Origin of the sequence: Nonomuraea sp. NPDC052265 (assembly GCF_044547985.1) — a bacterium.
Classification (GTDB): Bacteria; Actinomycetota; Actinomycetes; order Streptosporangiales; family Streptosporangiaceae; genus Nonomuraea.
In genome coordinates, this window is the sequence record NZ_JBIUBJ010000012.1 from 20,938 (window position 1) to 38,076 (window position 17,139).

The following is a 17,139-nucleotide window of genomic DNA, read 5'->3' on the forward strand; positions in this document are numbered from 1 at the left end:
GTCAGGCCGGGCTGCCCCGCAGGACGCGCAGGGAGCCGATGGCCAGGCCGGTGACCAGCACCACGTGCACGGCCAGGTGCACGGCCATGAAGTAGGCGGTGAAGGCGGTGCCGCGCTGCCGGTGGACGAACCGCAGCAGCTCTGGATCGGCCACCACGAACCACCCGACCAGCGCGACGGGCACCGCGAACAACACCGGCGCGAACAGGCCGAGCGGCAGGCAGGCCAGCGCCATCGCGCAGGCGAGGATCCCGGCGCGGCTGTTGGCGTTCTCCGGCTTGGCCGCGCCCCGCCTGGCCGTGGCCAGCGCGAGCGGGATCAGCGGCAGCGCCCGCCGCCACTGCTCCGACAACACGGGCAGGAACCGGTGGCCCTCGTCGTGCCGGCCGACCACGGTGTCGGTCAGCACGATCCGGGTGCGGACGGCCAGGCGGCTGCTGTACTCGACGTCCTCGCAGTCGCGCAGGCTCTCGTCGAGCCGGCCGGCGCCGGCCAGCACCTCGCGGCGGATGGCGGCCAGGGCGAACACGACGCTGTTGACCTCGCCCAGGTGCCGGCGCCGCCAGTGGACCTGGTGCAGCAGCCGGTACCACTCCACCGGGCCGTCGTCGATGAGCGGCTCGGTGTCGTAGACGCCGTGCACGCAGCCGACGCCCGGATCTGCCTCCAGGACCGCGACGGCGTTGGCGACCGCGTCGGGCCGCAGCGCCACGTCGCTGTCCAGGAAGAAGATCACGTCGCCGGTCGTGTGCTCGACGCCGGCGTTCCTGGCCGCCGACACGCCGCGGTTGTCCGGCAGGCGGACGACCCGGCAGCCCAGTTCCTCGGCGATGGCCGCCGAGCCGTCGGAGCCGGCGTCGTCGACGACCACGATCTCGTCGGGCAGGCGGGTCTGGGCCAGCACCGACTCCAGGCAGAGGCGCAGGGTCCTGGCCGCGTTGTAGCACGGCACGATCAGCGAAATCCTCGTCACGAGCGCAGCCCTTCGGCGAGTTCCCCGGCCGCGCGGCGGCCCTGCTCCATGATCTCGCACAGACCCCTTCGTCAGCCAGTCAGGATCCCGCCGAGCACGTCGTCCAGGGTGACGACGCCGAGCACCTGGCCGGACTCGTCGGCGACGGCGGCGAGCTGGGCGCGGCGGGCGCGCATGACGGCCAGCACCTGGGCCAGGGTGGCGGTGGCGGGCACCTGCGGCAGGGCGCGTACGGGCAGCGGCTCGCGGGCCCCGTGGCCGTTCAGGGCGTCCAGGACGTGCAGGTAGCCGCGCAGCTCGGCGGGGTCGTCGCCGTGCACGGGGAAGCGGGAGTGGCCGTGGCGGCCGGCGTACCGTTGCAGGCCGGCGCTGTCGATGGTCTCGGGCACGCTGACGACCTCGCTCATCGGCACCATCACCGAGCCGACCGGGCGGGCGTGCAGGGCGAGGGTGGCGATCAGGCGGTCGCGTTCGTCCTGGCGGAGCAGGCGGTGGCGGCGCGACTCCTCGATGAGCACGGGCAGCTCGCCGGAGGTGTAGACCGTACGGACCTCCTCGGCCGACGGGACGCGCAGCAGCCGCAGCACCACCCCCGCCATGGCCTTGACCAGCGTCAGCAGCGGCCGGGTCGCCCTGGCCAGCACGAACAGCGGCGGCACCAGCCACAGCGCGGCCACGTCGGGCGCCGACAGCGCCAGGTTCTTCGGCACCATCTCGCCGATGATCACGTGTGCGGCGACCACCAGCAGCAGGGCCAGCGCGAAGGCGACCGGATGGGCCAGGCGCTCGGGCAGCCCCAGAGCGGCCAGCGGCGGCCCTACGGCCCCGGCCACCACCGGCTCCCCCACCGCGCCCAGCACGAGCGAGGCCAGCGTCACGCCGAGCTGCGCCGCCGCCAGCATGGTGGGGACGGCGTTCATCGCGGCGAGCACGGCCTGTGCCCGCCGCGAGCCCTCGCGCGCCCGCGGCTCGATCAGGGTGCGGCGGGCGGAGATGAGCGCGAACTCCGCGCCCACGAAGAAGCCGTTGACGGCCAGCAGCAGCACGATGACCAGCCCTTGGGCGAGGCTCACGGCCACTCCCCCGCCTGGCGCGGCGCGGTCAGCGTGACCTGCTCGATCCGGCGTCCCCGCATGGCCTCCACCCGCAGGACCCACTCGCGCACCGCCACCTCGTCCCCCGGGTCGGGGATGCGGCCGAGCGCGGCGAGCACCAGCCCGGCGAGCGTCTCGTACGGGCCTTCCGGCATGCGGAAGCCGGTGCGTTCCTCGACCTCGTCGGGGCGCAGCAGCGCGGGCAGGCCCACCGAGGCGCCCGGCGGGAGCAGCACGGGCGAGGGCTCGTCGGAGTGCTCCTCGGGCAGGTCGTACTCGTCGGCGATGTCGCCGATCAGCTCCTCCACCAGGTCCTCGACGGTGACGACGCCGGCCAGGCCGCCGTACTCGTCGATCACGACGGCCATCTCGGCGCGGGCCGAGGCCAGGCGCTCCTGGACGACCTCCAGCCGCAGGGTCTCCGGCACCTGGAGGGCGGGCCTGGCGATCGCGGCCACCTGGGTCGTGTCGCGTTCGGACGGGGGCACCGCGCAGGCGCCGGGGACGCTGGCGATGCCGAGGATGTCGTCGCGTTCCGCGCCGCAGACCGGGATGCGCAGGTGGCGGCGGCTCCTGGCCAGCTTGAGGAACTCGGTGACGCTGGTGGTGCCCGGCACGGTCACGCAGTCCGTACGGGGTGTCATGGCCTCGGCGGCGGTCTTGCCGCCGAAGCGCAGGGCCCGCTGGAGCATGGCGGCGGTGCCGGGCTGGAGCACGCCGGCCTCGGCGGACAGGCGTACCAGGAGGCCCAGTTCCTCGGGCGAGCGGGCGGAGGCCAGCTCCTCCTGCGGCTCGGCGCCGAGCCGGCGGACGATCGCGTCGGCCACCGCGTTGCACAGCCGGATCAGCGGCCCGCACGCCGCCGAGAACGCCCGCTGCGGCGGCGTGGCCAGCCGGGCCACCGCGAGCGGCCGGGACAGGGCGGCGTTCTTGGGCACCAGCTCGCCCAGCACCATCTGCGCCACCGTGGACAGCGCGATCGCCAGCACGACCGGCACGACCGGGACGCCGCCGAGCAGCGGGTCGAGCAGGTCGGCGATGGCGGGCTCGGCCACGACGCCGAGCAGCAGGGAGGTGACGGTGATGCCGAGCTGGGCGCCCGACAGGTGGAACGACAGCCGTCGCACCGCGGCCTCGACGCCCTGGGCGCCCCGGTCGCCGTCCTCGGCGAGCTGGCGGACCTGGCCGCGTTCGACGGTGACGAGGGAGAACTCGGCCGCGACGAAGACGCCGTTGGCCACGATCAGGGCGAGGGCCGCGAGCAGGTAGACGGCGTCGAGGAGCACGTCAGCCCGGGCCCTGGGATAACGCCGCGGGCTGCCGCGGCAGGTCCGCGGCGGGCCGTCGGCCGTACTCAGACTCCACGGGCGAAAGCTAGCATCCGCCTCGGGCGTGCGGAAGTCATGACGAACCCGGAGATGATCACGCGGGCTCGCCCGGTGAGGGGCCGGGGCGTCAGGAGAGCGGGCCCTGGCGGGCGTGGGAGGTGTAGATCCCGACCTCGTCGGGGCGGATCAGGCCGTCCTGGATGGCGCAGATGAGCAGTTTCTCCTTCGTCGGCGCGGGCCGGCCGGCCGCCGCGTACTTGACCCTGGCCCGGTCGATGTACTGGCGCACGGTGCGTTCCTTGATGCCCATGCGGGCCGCGACCGACGCCTTCGACATCGACTGGAACCAGAACAGCAGCGCCGCCCGCTCCTTGTCCGACAGCTGGGGGCGGTGCGGGCCCTCGTCCGTGGCGATGGCCTGGGCCATGGGCAGCGTCACGGACGGCCGGTCGGCGGCCACCTCCATGATCGTCTCCAGGCAGGACTCCCGGGTGGCGCGTCCCTTGCCGATGAACGCCGACGCGCCCGCGTCCAGCACCGCGCGGACGATCTCGGGCTCCTCGTGCTCGGAGAAGACGATCACCCGCTGGCCGCCCGCGCACAACCCGCCCACCCGGTCGGCGACCATCGTGCCGTTGAGGTTGAGGTCGAGCAGCAGCACGTCGGCGGGCACGCCGCGGACCGACTCGATCGTGGGCCCCTGGGCGACCAGCTCCACGCCGCTGCCCGGCCCGAACCAGGAGCGCACGCCGTCCACCACCACCTGGTGATCCTCGACCAGGGCGACCGTCACGGGCGCTGCCAGATGCTGTTGACCCATACCTCCCCTCCCTGGCGCTGGTAGGTGACCACGACCCCGCTGGGCTCGCGCACCGGGGTGGGGCTGACCGGCAGGTCGTCGTTGTCGGCGACGACGGCCACGCTCACCATGGCCGACATCGCCGACACGGTGACCCTGGCCCGCGAGCGGGCGCCGTCCAGCGCCAGGACGGGCGCCCTGAGCAGATCCTCCCGCACGCCATCGGGCAGCGCGGGCAGGTTCTCGCCGAACGGCGGCGCGGTCACCAGCACCTGGCGCCGCTCGGCCGCGTCGATGCGCTCGCGCAGGGCGGCCACCAGCGCGTCGGGGACGTCCTCGCGTTCGGTGATCAGGCGGCGCAACCGCATGGCCCCGGCCGTGCAGTCCTCGCGGACCCTGGGGTCGCCGGGGTCGGCGCCGTCGGCGAGCTGCTGGAGCAGCGACTCGGCCACGTCCCTGATGGCGGCGTACCGGCGGATGCGGTCGGCGTGGATGCTCCTGGCCGACTCCCGCCAGGCGCCGTCGGCGGCGAGCCTGCGGGCCAGCAGCACGGCGTCCTCGGCGCGGGCGCGCAGCAGGGCGCAGCCGGCCGTGTAGCCGAGCTGCATGGTGGTGCCGCCGACGACGACCACCAGGTACTTGGCGATCGAGACCCGGTCGAGCGTCCCGGCCACGGCCATCGCGGCCAGCATGACGGCGGCGTTGACGGCCAGGAACGCGCCCAGCTCCGCCCGCCAGCGCGGCCGGTTCCAGGCCAGCATGACGCCCAGCCAGCCGACCGACCCCCATCCCCAGTCGCTGATGCCGAGCAGGTCCTGCGGGCGGCAGGCCACGATCACCGCGACGTCGGCGGCCAGCGCCGCGACGGCCAGGCCGAGGACGCGGTCCGGCCCGCGCGAGGTGCGCGCGAGGGACAGCCCCGCGATCACGCCGACCGCCGTGTAGAGGGCCCAGGCGGCCGCGGCGAGCGCCGGCCAGCGGAAGGAGCTCCAGCCCGTGACGGTGACGGTGAGGTCGTAGCCGGTGTGCCAGAATCCCGCGATGACGGCCGCGCCGAGCGCGGTGTAGCGGGCGTAGCGCTGGGCGACCTGCTCGATGTCGTCGGTCACGGCCGCCACCACATGCTCACCCGCGTGCCGGTGTCGCCGGAGGAGATCCGGGCGCCGCCGCCGCGCAGCGCGTTCATCGTGTCGAGGATCGAGCCGCGCACGCCGAACCGGTCGGGCGGCAGGCGGTCCTGGTCGAACCCGTGGCCCGCGTCGGCGACCTCCACCCGGATCTCGCCGTCGTGCCTGCTGGAGACCAGGACGGCCTCGGCCACGCCGGCGTGCCGCGCGACGTTGGCCAGGGCCTCGGTGACGGCGCGGGCGAAGTGCTCGGCGACGTCGCCGGGGACGGTCTGCGGGGTCAGCCGGCGGCGTACGTCCAGGCCGGGGACGCGGCCGGCCACCTCGTCGAGCAGGGCGTCCAGGGCGATGGGGGCGGCCTCGGGGCGTGGCCGGTCGCGCAGCTTCTCCAGGGCGGCGAGGTCGGTGCGCACCTGGGAGCGCAGGGTGGGCGACGGCTCGTCGTAGGTGCCGAGGCCGACCATGGTCAGGGTGTGCAGGGCGGTCTCGTGGATGCTGGCGACCTGGCGCAGCTCGTCCTCGCGGCGCAGGCGTTCGACCATGAGGGCGATCTCGGCCCGCGCGCTCCCGCGCAGGAACGCGTCGGCGGAGGCGGCCGAGCGGCGCAGCAGCGTCATCAGCATCGCGATCGCCAGGAGCTGGACGAGGTGGATGCCCAGCGTGCCGGCCACGTCCTGGGACGGCGCCGCGAGCCGCACCCCGGCCAGGTACGCCCCTGCCACGGCCAGGCCGGCGGGCACGGCGACCCGGGGCCGCCAGGTGACCCCGGTGACGATGATCGTCATGCTGACCAGCCCCGCGATCCAGCTCGACCCGGCGTCGAACGCCTCGACGGGCACGAGGTGGCGCTGGGCCAGGCAGGCCGCCACGGTGGTCGCCGCGTCGCCGGCCACCAGCCAGTGCGGCAGCGGCTCCTCGCGGCGCAGCCGGCGCAGGTACAGCCCGGTCCACACCAGGCCGGCCGCCAGGACGGGCGCCAGCCACGCGACCGAGACCGGCGGGACCGCGCCGAGCGCCGCCGCGACCACCGACACCAGGCCGACGGCGCCGCGCGCGCCCGCGGCGGTACGCGCGACGGCCTTGTCGAGCTGCCGGGTCGCGGAGTCGTATCTGGTGTCGAGCCTCTCGGCGAGACTCGTGGAGCCGGGGTGAGCCATGTGCGATCCGCCCGCGAAGAGAGCACAGGACGGATCTCACAATATCGACTTTGAACAGGCTTGTTCCCGTGCTGACGGTCGGCTGTTTCCATGGCTCTTCCTCGGGGGCCGGTGGCTCTCCGGTGCGCGTTCGCCGCCCTGCTCACTGTGGGCCGCGCGGACCCCGCGCGACATGACGGCTGATCGGCCGTCGTGCCGCCACGACGGCCGATCAGCCGTCAGTCGCATCCGCCGCAAGAGGGATGTACTGGACACGTGTCGTCGCGCGCGACGGGAGGGACGATCATGACTGTTTTCTCGATCTCGATTCTGCTCGGCTGCCTCTCCGTGATGGCGGTACGCGGCCGCCGCGGGGGCTGGCCGCCGGGCATGCCCGCGGCGCGGCCCCGTCTGGTGACCGCGGGCGGCACGTACGACGGCTCGCACGGCCACCCCACCGACGCCTACGTCGTCCAGGAGCGGCTGATCGCGCTGGCCGACGGCCAGGGTGGCACGGAGGTCGCGCACACGGCGGCCGCCCTGGCCCTGGGCGCCGTGGTCGCCGCCCGCCCGCCGCACGCCGTCCGGCGGGCGGAGGACATGGACGAGTGCGCCCAGGCCGCCCATCGGGCCGTCCGGCGGGCCGCGTTGCGCACGCCGTCCAGGCCGGCGCTGGTCACGACGTTGGACCTGCTGGTGCTCGTCCCCGGCGAGACGCCGTGCCTGCGCTTCGCCCACGTGGGCGACGGCGCGATCTGGCACTGCTCCAAGGGCGGCAAGCCGCGCCGGCTCACCGCGTCGCACTCCTTCGGCGACGGCCCGCTGCTGCGCGCGATCGGCCTGGCCTCCACACTGAACCCCGAGATCGGCACCGTGCCGCTGCGGCCGGGGGACCGCGTGGCCGTCGTCACCGACGGCGTGGTCGAGGCGCTGGGCGAGCATCGCCTGACCGAACTGCTCGCCGTCGGCCCGTCCCCCGCCGCCTGCCTGGACCGGCTGTACGACGAGGTGGCCGCCGCGGCCCCGAAGGACGACGCCACGATCGTCGTCGCGGACTTCGTCACCGCCTGACCTCCGGCCTTCCCTGGAACGTGCCACCCGGCACAAAGGCGGGGGCCGGGTGGCACGGAGGTCAGGCCAGGCGCTCGAACTGGCGTACGCCGAATCGCATGGCCCCCAGCCTGCCAGGTGCCGCCGCCTGCGTATGCTCCCCGTCATGAACAAACGGGGGCAAATCACCCTCCGCGAGCTGCTCGCCTTCGACGAGGGCGGCGTTCTGCGGCTGCTGCTCGCGCCCTCGGGCCAGGACGTCCACGTGTCCGGGATGATCATCGGCGACGAGGGGCCGGCCCGCTCGTACGCGGGCCGGATCGTGCTGGCCGCTGGGCTGTTCCACTCCACCGGCGCGGCCACGGCCTCCATCCGCGAGGCGGCGCGGCGCGGCGCCGCGGCGGTGGTCGTGCGGGCCGGCGAGGACCTGGCCGACGACGCGCTCGCCACGGCCGAGCAGGTCGGCATCGCCCTGCTGGCCCGCGCCGAGTGGGCCGACTGGGACGACGTGGCGACCCTGCTGCGCTCGGCCGCCGCCTACGGCGAGGCGGGCCGCGGCGACCGCATGGCCGAGGCCACGGCGGGCGGCGGGCTGGCCGCGCTGGCGTCGGTGGTCGCCGAGTTCACCGGCGGCTCGATCACCATCGAGGACACCCAGTTCCGCGTGCTGGCGCACTCGGCCACCGGGCCGGAGGCCGACGAGCTGCGCCGCTCCACCATCCTGGGCGGCCGGGTGCCCGACTGGCGGGTGGACGAGCTGCGCCGCAGCGGCCTGCTGCGCACCCTGTGGTCCTCCGGCGAGGTGATCCACCGGCCCGCCGACGGCGAGACCCCCGAGCGGCTGATCATCGCCATCCGGAGCGGGCGCGAGATGCTGGGCTCCATCTGGGCCGCCGCCGACGGCCGCAGCCTTTCGCCCAACGCGGCCAGTGCCCTGAGCCGGGCCGCGGAGGTGGCGGTGCCGTACCTGGTGCAGCACCGGTTGCGGGAGAGCGGCGCGCGGCTGCGCGAGGAGCACGCGCTGCGCGGGCTGCTGACCGGCGAGGGCGACATGAGCACCCACGCCTGGACCCTCGGCCTGCCGCCCGACCTGCGCTGCGCCGTCGTGATCGCCGAGACCGGCCCCGACGCGCCGGGCGAGGGCGCGGCGGCCCCGGGGTCGGCCGGGGAGCGGGTGCTGGAGGTGATCGCGCTACACGCGGCCTCCTACCGTACGGGGGTGCGGGTGCTGCGGGAGACCGGGCGGGTGCTGGCGCTGGTGCCGGTGCGCGGCGGTGACGAGCGGGACGTGCTCGGGCTGGCCCGCGAGCTGGACGGGCTGGCCGCCGCGACGCCCGGCGCCGCCCCGGTGTGGGTGGGCGCGGGCTCGGTGGCCGCCTCGCCGCTGGTCGCGACGGGCTCGCGGGAGGAGGCCGACCTGGTCGTACGGGCCCTGCGCGCCCGCGACGCCGGCCCGCGCCACGCCCTGGCGGCCGACCTCGGCCCGGCCCTGGACGTGCTGCGCGTGCTGGACGCCGTCCGCCCGGTGTGGGAACGCGGCAGCGGCCCGGTGTACGACCTGGTGCGCACCGACCTGGCCGCGGGCGGCGAGCTGGTCCGCTCGATCGCCGCCTACCTCGACGCCGCCGGGGACGTCGGCCGGGCCGCCCGCCGGCTGGTCCTGCACCCGAACACCCTGCGCTACCGGCTGCGCCGCGTCCGCGAGCGTTTCGGCGTCGATCTCGACGATCCCGACACCCGCCTGCTGCTGACCCTCGCCGTCCGCCTGGCCGCCTGACCTGGGGCTCCGGGTTTTCTTGGCCGGTCGGACAAAGCCGGAGGCGGGCTTTGGCCCATCAGATGAAGACGCGGCCTGCGGTCATGCCCGAATCTCGACTGGCCCCCCTCCGAAACTCCCTCTTTCCCGATGCATCCAGGAGCCTTGGACGTGATCCAGAGCAGTGCCACGCTGGCGCCCGCCCCTGCCCGCGGCACCACCGCCGAACGCGCCGCCCACGTGCTGCGCCACGCCGTACGCGCCGGCGCGCTCGGCCCCGGTGAGCCCGTCGCCGGTTTCCTCGACACCGCCGGCGTGCGGGACTCGGTCAGGGCCCTGCACGAGGCGTTCGGCGACGTTCCGGACGTGCTGCACACCTTCGCCGCCAAGGCCGCGTCCCTGATCCCCGTTCTGCGGCTGCTCGCCGCGTCGGGCATGGGGTGCGAGGTCGCCAGCCCCGGCGAGCTGCGGATCGCGCTGGACGCCGGGTTCGCACCGGGCACGATCGTCTTCGACTCCCCCGCCAAGACCCGCGAGGAGCTGCGCCAGGCCCTCTCGCTGGGCGTCGCGGTCAACGCCGACAGCCTCGACGAGCTGCGCCGCATCGACGAGCTGCGCGCGCCGGACTCCGCCTCGGTGCTGGGGCTGCGGGTGAACCCGCAGGTCGGCACCGGGACGATCGGCGCGATGAGCACCGCTACCGCCACCTCCAAGTTCGGCGTCGCGCTGCGTGACCCGGGGGCGCGCGAGGCCGTGGTCCGCGCCTTCGCCGAACGGCCCTGGCTGACCCGCCTGCACGCGCACGTCGGCTCCCAGGGGTGCCCGCTGGAGCTGATCGCGGCGGGCATCGCCGAGACGTACCGGCTGGCCGAGGAGATCAACGCGACGCTGGGCGTCCGGCAGATCACCGGCATCGACATCGGCGGCGGCCTGCCGGTGAACTTCGACGGCGACGAGATCGCCCCCACCTACGCCGACTACGTCGCCACGCTGCGCGCGGCCGTCCCCGGGCTGTTCGACGGCCGGTACGCGCTGGTCACCGAGTTCGGCCGGTCGCTGCTGGCCAAGAACGGCTTCGTCGCGGCGCTGGTGGAGTACACCAAGGACGCGGGCGGGCGGCAGGTGGCGATCACCCACGCGGGCGCGCAGGTGGCCACCCGCACGGTGCTCATGCCGGACGCCTGGCCGCTGCGGGTCGGCGCGTACGGCCCGGCGGGCGACCCCAAGGACGGCCCCCTGCTCGCCCAGGACGTCGCGGGCCCGTGCTGCTTCGCCGGGGACGTGGTCGCGCACGCCAGGGAGCTGCCGGAGCTGGCCGAGGGCGACATCGTCGTGCTGTACGACACCGGCGCCTACTACTTCTCCACCCCGTGGGCCTACAACAGCCTGCCCTATCCGGCCGTGCACGGCTTCACCGTCACGGCGGACGGCGACGTGCGGCTGAGCGAGGTGCGCCCGGCGCAGACCCTGGACGAGATCGCGGCGTCCAGCGGGCTCGCGCAGGCCGACGCGCTGACCGGCCTCCTGGCGGCCATCGCCTGACACACCTCACGTCTCGTACGTGGCGGTATGTCCTGGTTTGCGGGGATTGTTTCTGTGGGTGGGGGTAGGTCTACCAGCGAGTATGGAGTTCTCGCTCCATTTCGGGGGAACCTTCCGGGCCGTCGCCCGGGAGGCGCGACAGGCGGCCTCTCCGCCTTGAGAGCCGCCGGATCCGGGGGAACCCACATGCGCAAGACGCTCACCGGCCTGGGGATGGCATTCTGCTTGGTGCTGGCCCCGGCCGCCACCGCCGTGGCGGACACGCCCGTCGTCCAGAGCCAGGCGACGCCGAGCCCGCAACCGACCGAGACCAGACACGAAGAGGGCGGCGGCAACGGCGGTCTGTGGGGCCTGCTGGGGCTGCTCGGGCTGCTGGGGCTGGCGGGCCTGCGCAAGGGCCGCAACCCGGTGGGGACGGCTGAGCACATGTCCACCACCCGCACCACGGGCACCGGCACGACCGGCACCACCGGCACCACCGGCACCACGGGGACCACCGCCAACCCCACCCGCCCGCAGCGTCCGTAAGAAGGGACGCGGGCGGTGCCCGGCACGCTCCGGCGCGCCGGGCACCGCGCTGCCCGCCCCCCCCGGTCGCCGCGGTAGAACCCCTCAGGCGGGACGGGTGCCGACGACGGCGGTGGCGTCCAGTTCCTCCGAGACCGTGGCCCGCGCCGACAGCCCCGCGGCCACGGCGGCCTCGACGGTGGCCGCCGCCTGCCGTTCGCTGATCTCCACCAGCAGGTGGCCGCCCGGCGCGAGCCAGCCGGACGCCCCCGCGATCACCCGGCGCACCACGTCGAGCCCGTCGTCGCCGCCGTCGAGCGCCATCAGCGGCTCGTGCAGGCGGGCCTCGGGCGGCAGCAGGGCGACCGACTCGGTGGGCACGTAGGGCGGGCTGGCGATCAGGATGCCGACGCGGCCGCGGAGCGAAGCGGGCAGGGCGTCGTACAGGTCGCCCTGGTGGACGTGCCCGCCGGGCAGGTTGAGCCGGGCGCAGCGCACGGCGGCGGGGTCGAGGTCGGCGGCGTGCACCTCGGCCTCCCCCAGCGCCGCCGCGACCGCGGCCCCCATCGCGCCCGTGCCGCAGCACAGGTCGAGGACGACGGGCGGCCGGCCGGCCCGGCGGGCCAGCGCGACGGCCTGACGGATGAGGAACTCGGTGCGCGGACGCGGCACGAACACGCCGGGCTCGACGGCGATGCGCAGCCCGCAGAACCGGGCCCAGCCCAGGACGTGCTCAAGGGGCAGCCCGCCGGCCCGGCGCTCGACCATCTCGGCCAGCTCGGCGGCGGTACGGGCGGTGGAGACCAGCAGCTCGGCCTCGTCCTCGGCGAAGACGCAGCCGGCGGCGCGCAGCCGCGTGACGACGACGGACATGGGGATCGGGGAGGAGTGCACGGAGAGCCTTTCGGAATGCCGATGGGCGCTCCCCGCGGTCACCTGGCCCCGGCGGGCCGCACGTGTGCCGGAAGGGAGCCCCAGCCTGACGAAGCGGTAATGGGTCTCACCTCCCAAGGACGATCTCGGCCAGAGACCGTCACAGTACCAGAGCAGATTTCGCGGGACGCGGGCGCCCTCCGGGGATCTTCGCGCCCGATGATCATGTAGTAAAATGTCGCTGAGCTCGACCGCGGGCATCGTCCCGGCGAGCAGGAAGCGGCCGCGGGAGCCGCGCGAGAGATCCCGCCGATCACCTGACACAGACCAGGCGCACACCGTTACGGTGTGCGCTTTTTGCTGTGCCCGAAAGCCCGACCGCAGTGAGAGGAAACCAGGCACGCATGCCGCACCACGACGACGACAAGATCAGCCTGCCCAGGCAGTTCGCCCGCACCAGGCGCTTCACCCTGGGCGCCCCCTCGGCCTTCACCGTCTCCGCGGACGGCTCCTCCGTGCTGTTCCTGCGCAGCCGCGCCGGCGACGACCCGGCCACCTGCCTGTGGGCGATGGACGCCGCCTCGGGCGAGGAACGGCTGCTCGCCGACCCCGCCGCGCTGACCGGCGGCGACGCCCACGGGATCGGCTCCTACGCCACGGACGACGCGACGACCCTGGCCGTGTTCACCCTGGCGGGCACGCTGTGGGCGGTGGACGTGGCCACCGGCGCCGCCCGCCCGCTCCCGGTGCCCGCCGGGGCCCGCGACCCGCGCCCCGACCCGTCCGGGCGGCTGGTCGCCTACCTCTCCGGCGGCGCGCTGCGGGTGATCGGCGCCGACGGCGCGGACGATCGCGCCGTGGCCGAGCCCGACGGCCCGGACGTGCGGTTCGGCGTCGCCGAGTACGCCGCGTCCGCCTCCATGGGACGCACCCGCGGCTACTGGTGGTCGCCCGACGGCGCCTGCCTGCTGACGACCCGGGTGGACGAGTCCCGCGTCGCGCTCTGGCACGTGGGCCACCCCTCCGAGCCCGCGCGCCCGCCCCGTGCCGTGCGCTACCCGGCGGCCGGCACCGCCAACGCCGACGTCACCCTCTGGATCGCCCGCCCGGACGGCGGACGCGTGGAGGTGGACTGGGACCGGACCGCCTTCGAGTACGTGACGGCGGCGGGCTGGGACGCCCACGGACCGTACCTGGCGGTGCAGAGCAGGGACCAGCGGACGGTCCGGGTGCTGGCCGCCGACCCGGACTCCGGCCGTACGCGGCTGCTGGCCGAGCAGCACGATCCGCGCTGGGTGCGGCTCGTCCCCGGCACGCCCGCCCGTACGGGCTCCGGCCGCCTGGTCGCCCACGCCGACCTGGACGGCACGCGGCGGCTCACCGTGGACGGCGTCCCGGTCACGCCGCCCGGTCTGCAACTGGAGGCGGTCCTCGGCGTGGACGGCGACGACGTCCTGTTCACCGCCTCCGACGACCCCGTCCAGACACACCTGTGGCTGCACAGCCCGGCGACGGGCATCCGGCGGCTCAGCGTCACCCCGGGCGTGCACGGCGGGACGCGGCGAGCGGGCACCCTCGTCCACGTCACCCGCACCGCCGAACACCCGGGCGAACGCACCCGCGTGGAACGCCGGGCACCTTCCGGCCCCGAGGCGGCGCGGGCCAGGCCGGCCGGGGTCGAGGCGGCGGCGCTGGCCGCGCGGGCCGGGGTCGAGGTGGCGTCCGTGGCGCAGCGGCCCGTGCTGGGGCTGCGGCGTCTGTCGCTCGTCACCACCGAGCGCCGGCTGCGCAGCCACCTGCACCTGCCCTCCTGGCACCGCCCCGGTGACCCGGCGCTGCCCGTCCTGCTGGACCCGTACGCGGGACCGGCCGCCCGCCGGGTCACCGACGAGCAGGCGCCGATGATGTTCGTCTCGCAGTGGTTCGCCGAGCAGGGGTTCGCCGTCCTGGTCACCGACGGGGCCGGCACGCCGGGCCGCGGACCCGACTGGGAGCGCGAGGTGCACGGTGACATGTTCGGCCCCGTGCTGGAGGACCAGGTGGCCGCCCTGCACGCGGTCGCCGCCCGCCACACCGAGCTGGACCTGCGCCGGGTCGCGATGCGCGGCTGGTCGTTCGCGGGGACGCTGGCCGTCATGGCGGTGCTGCGCCGTCCCGACGTCTTCCACGCCGCCGTCGCCGGCGCCGGCGTCAGCGACCAGCGCCTGTACGACACCCACTGGCGGGAACGCTTCCTCGGCCACCCCGGCCGCCACCCCGAACGCTACGACGCCTGCTCGACCCTGGTCGAGGCGCACACCCTGGCCAGGCCCCTGCAACTCATCCACGGCCTGTCCGACGACAACGTGTTCCCGGCGGGCACGCTCCTCCTGTCGTCCGCACTGCTGGCCGCCGGACGCCCGCACGAGGTCCTCCCGCTGTCCGGCGCCTCCCACGCCCCGACCTCCGACGAGGACGTGTTCGAGGGCATGCTCCTCCTCCAACTCGACTTCCTGCACAGACACCTGACCCCGTAGACCGCACGACCGAGCGAACCCCCTGACAAGCCCTCGGCGGCCGGCCTTCCCCTACGATGCCCAGAAATCCAGCCATGGACGACAAGGGCGACATGACGAACCAGTCCGGGCGGAACGGGCACGTCATCGGCGGGCGGGGCGGATGACGAGGCGGCCGTAAGGGAGGTCGCCGGTCACCTGGACGTGCGGGTGACCCGGGTGGGGACGGCCGGGGACCTTGCAGGTCACGCGTCCCCATTCGGAACGCACCCCGTCGGTGTTCGCCGTGGCGCCCACCGGCAGGATGATCGTGGCGCTGCCGTACGCCAGGCGGAGCTCGATCTCGATCCGCGGGTACGGGATGTGGGCCCGCGACAGGTCGAGCCGCACCTTGCCGTACTTGGAGTCGACGCACAGCCGGCGCGGGACCTCCCAGTCGCCGGTCCGCGTGACGCCGCCGCCGGTGGAGGCGAGACGGACCGCCTGGTCGGGCAGGTCGGCGACGATGGGCTCCAGGTCGCGCGAGGAAGTGGCGGTGAGCGCCAGTTCGAGCCGCCGTTCCAGCTCGGCGGGGTCGAGCCGGCCTTCCGCGTACGCCTGCTGGACCAGCTCGACCGCGCGCTCGCGGTCGACGCCCGAGACGGTGTTGCCCGAGACGGTGTTGCCGAAGACGGTGTTGCCCGGGACGATGTTCATCGGCTGACGGCCCTCTTGTACAGCCGCGTGGCCAGCGGCACGAACACGACCAGGAGCACGACGGACCACAGCAGCGACATCGGCACGGCGTGCCGCAGCGGCCAGGCGCCGGGCTGGGGCAGTGCGGCGCTGGTGTTGCCGAACAGCTCACGCGCGGCCTGGACGAGCGTGGAGACCGGGTTCCACTCGGCGATCGGCCGCAGCGGGCCGGGCAGGCGCGCGCTGTCGGCGAACGCGTTGGACAGGAACACCAGCGGCAACGACGTGAGGGTGGCGATGTTGTTGAACACCTCGGGCGTGCGCAGGGCCAGCGCGACCGTGGCCGTCACCCAGGAGAAGGCGTAGGAGAACAGCAGCAGCATCGCGAACCCGAGGGCCGCCTGCGCCGGTGAGCTGTGGACGCGCCAGCCGACCAGCAGGCCGACGAGCGCCATGGTGGCGATGCTGGTGACGTTCATGATCACGTCGCTGATGGTCTGGCCGGTGAGCACCGCCGTGGGGGACATCGGCAGGGTGCGGAACCGGTCGAAGATGCCCTTCTGGAGGTCCTGGGTCAGCGTGTAGCCGGTGATCTGCGCGCTGGTGACGATCGTCATGACGAAGATCCCGGGCAGCAGGTACTCGCCGTACGACATGCCTGGCAGCTCGATCATGCTGCCGAAGACGTAGGTGAACAGCACCACGAACACGATGGGCAGCATGATCACGCCGCCCAGCAGGTCGGGGGCTCTGCGGATCTTGAGCGCGTTGCGCCTGGCGATGGTCAGGCCGTCGGAGGCGGCCAGCTGGAGGGCGTTCATCGGACGGTCTCCTTGGTCTTGTCGTCGGCCTGGCGTCCGGTGAGGGTGAGGAACACGTCGTCCAGGGTGGGCCGGCGCAGCCCGGCGTCGCGGACGGGGATCCGCTCGGCGGCCAGGCGGCCGAGCGCCTGGGTCAGCGCGGCCGCGCCGCCGGTCACCGGGATCGTCATCCGCAGGGCGGCGGCGTCGATCTGCACGTCCCCGAGGGCCAGCGGCGCCAGGGCGCGGGCGGCGGTCTCCAGGTTCGCCGCGCTGGTCACCGAGAGCTGGATGCGGTCGCCGCCGACCTGGTCCTTCAGCTCCTCGGCCGTGCCGCGCGCGATCACCCGGCCCTGGTCGACCACCGCGATGCGGTCGGCGAGCCGGTCGGCCTCCTCCAGGTACTGGGTGGTGAGCAGGACGGTGGTGCCCTCCCGGACGAGCTCGGCGATGACGTCCCACAGGCCGATCCTGGCGCGCGGGTCGAGGCCGGTGGTGGGCTCGTCCAGGAACAGCACGGGCGGGCTGGCGACCAGCGCGCCGGCCAGGTCGAGGCGGCGGCGCATGCCGCCGGAGTAGCCGCGCACCGGGCGGTCGGCGGCGTCGGTGAGGTCGAAGCGCTCCAGCAGCTCGCGGGCGCGCTCGCGGCTGCGCCCGGTGCCCAGGTGGTAGAGGCGGCCGACCATCTCCAGGTTCTCGGCGCCGGTGAGGTGGTCGTCCACGGCGGCGTACTGGCCGGAGGCGCCGATGTGGGCGCGCAGCCGGGGGGCGTCGCGCACGACGTCGAACCCGGCCACCGTGGCGTGGCCGGCGTCCGGTCGCAGGAGCGTGGTGAGGATCCTCACCGTGGTGGTCTTGCCGGCGCCGTTGGGGCCCAGCAGCCCCAACACCGTCCCTTCCGGGACGGTCAGGTCCATCCCGTCGAGGGCGGCCACGTCGCCGTACCTCTTGGTCAGACCCTCGGCCACGATCGCGTCAGGCATG

The 17,139-nt window shown here is 74.7% G+C and carries 15 protein-coding genes; 5 read left to right on the forward strand and 10 right to left on the reverse strand.

From position 1 onward, the window contains the following. Position 1: 1 nt before the first annotated feature. The 6 genes from ACIHAD_RS30405 to ACIHAD_RS30430 form a co-directional block, all read right to left on the reverse strand. A complete protein-coding gene (locus ACIHAD_RS30405; protein WP_397358072.1) occupies positions 2-973 on the reverse strand; it encodes a glycosyltransferase family 2 protein in 972 nt (323 codons plus the stop codon). Positions 974-1,044: 71 nt separating this feature from the next. Then, positions 1,045-2,046: a hemolysin family protein gene (locus ACIHAD_RS30410; protein ID WP_397358073.1), complete on the reverse strand. Its 1,002-nt coding sequence runs from the start codon at positions 2,044-2,046 to the stop codon at positions 1,045-1,047. Further along, positions 2,043-3,353, reverse strand: a complete 1,311-nt coding sequence (locus tag ACIHAD_RS30415; RefSeq protein WP_397358074.1) for a hemolysin family protein — start codon at positions 3,351-3,353, stop codon at positions 2,043-2,045. The genes ACIHAD_RS30410 and ACIHAD_RS30415 overlap by 4 nt, the downstream gene beginning before the upstream one ends. A gap of 169 nt (positions 3,354-3,522) precedes the next feature. Further along, the gene (locus tag ACIHAD_RS30420; protein ID WP_397358075.1) at positions 3,523-4,215 is read right to left on the reverse strand and encodes a sigma factor-like helix-turn-helix DNA-binding protein; all 693 of its coding nucleotides are present in this window, start codon (positions 4,213-4,215) and stop codon (positions 3,523-3,525) included. After that, positions 4,185-5,303: a hypothetical protein gene (locus tag ACIHAD_RS30425; RefSeq protein ID WP_397358076.1), complete on the reverse strand. Its 1,119-nt coding sequence runs from the start codon at positions 5,301-5,303 to the stop codon at positions 4,185-4,187. The genes ACIHAD_RS30420 and ACIHAD_RS30425 overlap by 31 nt, the downstream gene beginning before the upstream one ends. Continuing rightward, positions 5,300-6,478, reverse strand: coding sequence for a sensor histidine kinase (locus ACIHAD_RS30430; RefSeq protein WP_397358077.1), 1,179 nt, complete (start codon positions 6,476-6,478; stop codon positions 5,300-5,302). Before ACIHAD_RS30430 ends, ACIHAD_RS30425 begins: the two co-directional genes overlap by 4 nt. Before the next feature lie 285 nt (positions 6,479-6,763). Here ACIHAD_RS30430 and ACIHAD_RS30435 point away from each other — a divergent pair, with 285 nt between their 5' ends. The 4 genes from ACIHAD_RS30435 to ACIHAD_RS30450 all read left to right on the forward strand — a co-directional run bounded on the left by ACIHAD_RS30435 (position 6,764) and on the right by ACIHAD_RS30450 (position 11,333). Beyond that, positions 6,764-7,528: a PP2C family protein-serine/threonine phosphatase gene (locus tag ACIHAD_RS30435; protein ID WP_397358078.1), complete on the forward strand. Its 765-nt coding sequence runs from the start codon at positions 6,764-6,766 to the stop codon at positions 7,526-7,528. Between the two features lie 145 nt (positions 7,529-7,673). Next, entirely contained in the window at positions 7,674-9,284 is a 1,611-nt protein-coding gene (locus tag ACIHAD_RS30440) for a PucR family transcriptional regulator (RefSeq protein ID WP_397358079.1), read from the forward strand. A gap of 150 nt (positions 9,285-9,434) precedes the next feature. After that, positions 9,435-10,805, forward strand: coding sequence for a diaminopimelate decarboxylase (locus ACIHAD_RS30445; protein WP_397358080.1), 1,371 nt, complete (start codon positions 9,435-9,437; stop codon positions 10,803-10,805). Positions 10,806-10,991: 186 nt separating this feature from the next. Beyond that, positions 10,992-11,333 carry a WGxxGxxG family protein gene (locus ACIHAD_RS30450; RefSeq protein ID WP_397358081.1) on the forward strand — a complete coding sequence of 114 codons (342 nt, stop codon included), beginning with the start codon at positions 10,992-10,994 and terminating at the stop codon, positions 11,331-11,333. Between the two features lie 84 nt (positions 11,334-11,417). On the opposite strand, the gene ACIHAD_RS30455 is transcribed toward ACIHAD_RS30450, so the two are convergent. Beyond that, the gene (locus ACIHAD_RS30455) at positions 11,418-12,185 is read right to left on the reverse strand and encodes a putative protein N(5)-glutamine methyltransferase (RefSeq protein WP_397358082.1); all 768 of its coding nucleotides are present in this window, start codon (positions 12,183-12,185) and stop codon (positions 11,418-11,420) included. Positions 12,186-12,589: 404 nt separating this feature from the next. Here ACIHAD_RS30455 and ACIHAD_RS30460 point away from each other — a divergent pair, with 404 nt between their 5' ends. After that, entirely contained in the window at positions 12,590-14,701 is a 2,112-nt protein-coding gene (locus ACIHAD_RS30460; RefSeq protein ID WP_397358083.1) for a prolyl oligopeptidase family serine peptidase, read from the forward strand. Positions 14,702-14,824: 123 nt separating this feature from the next. Here the strand turns inward: ACIHAD_RS30460 and ACIHAD_RS30465 are convergent, their stop codons facing one another. Genes ACIHAD_RS30465 through ACIHAD_RS30475 form a run of 3 tightly spaced genes read right to left on the reverse strand, consistent with a single transcriptional unit; the run spans position 14,825 to position 17,138 of the window. Continuing rightward, positions 14,825-15,376, reverse strand: coding sequence for a DUF1707 domain-containing protein (locus tag ACIHAD_RS30465; RefSeq protein ID WP_397358084.1), 552 nt, complete (start codon positions 15,374-15,376; stop codon positions 14,825-14,827). Continuing rightward, positions 15,373-16,176 (reverse strand): ABC transporter permease, encoded by an 804-nt coding sequence (locus ACIHAD_RS30470; protein ID WP_397358085.1) that lies wholly within the window; start codon positions 16,174-16,176, stop codon positions 15,373-15,375. The genes ACIHAD_RS30465 and ACIHAD_RS30470 overlap by 4 nt, the downstream gene beginning before the upstream one ends. Beyond that, on the reverse strand, positions 16,173-17,138 hold the full coding sequence (locus ACIHAD_RS30475) for an ATP-binding cassette domain-containing protein (RefSeq protein WP_397358087.1): 966 nt from the start codon (positions 17,136-17,138) through the stop codon (positions 16,173-16,175). Before ACIHAD_RS30475 ends, ACIHAD_RS30470 begins: the two co-directional genes overlap by 4 nt. Position 17,139: the final 1 nt, after the last annotated feature.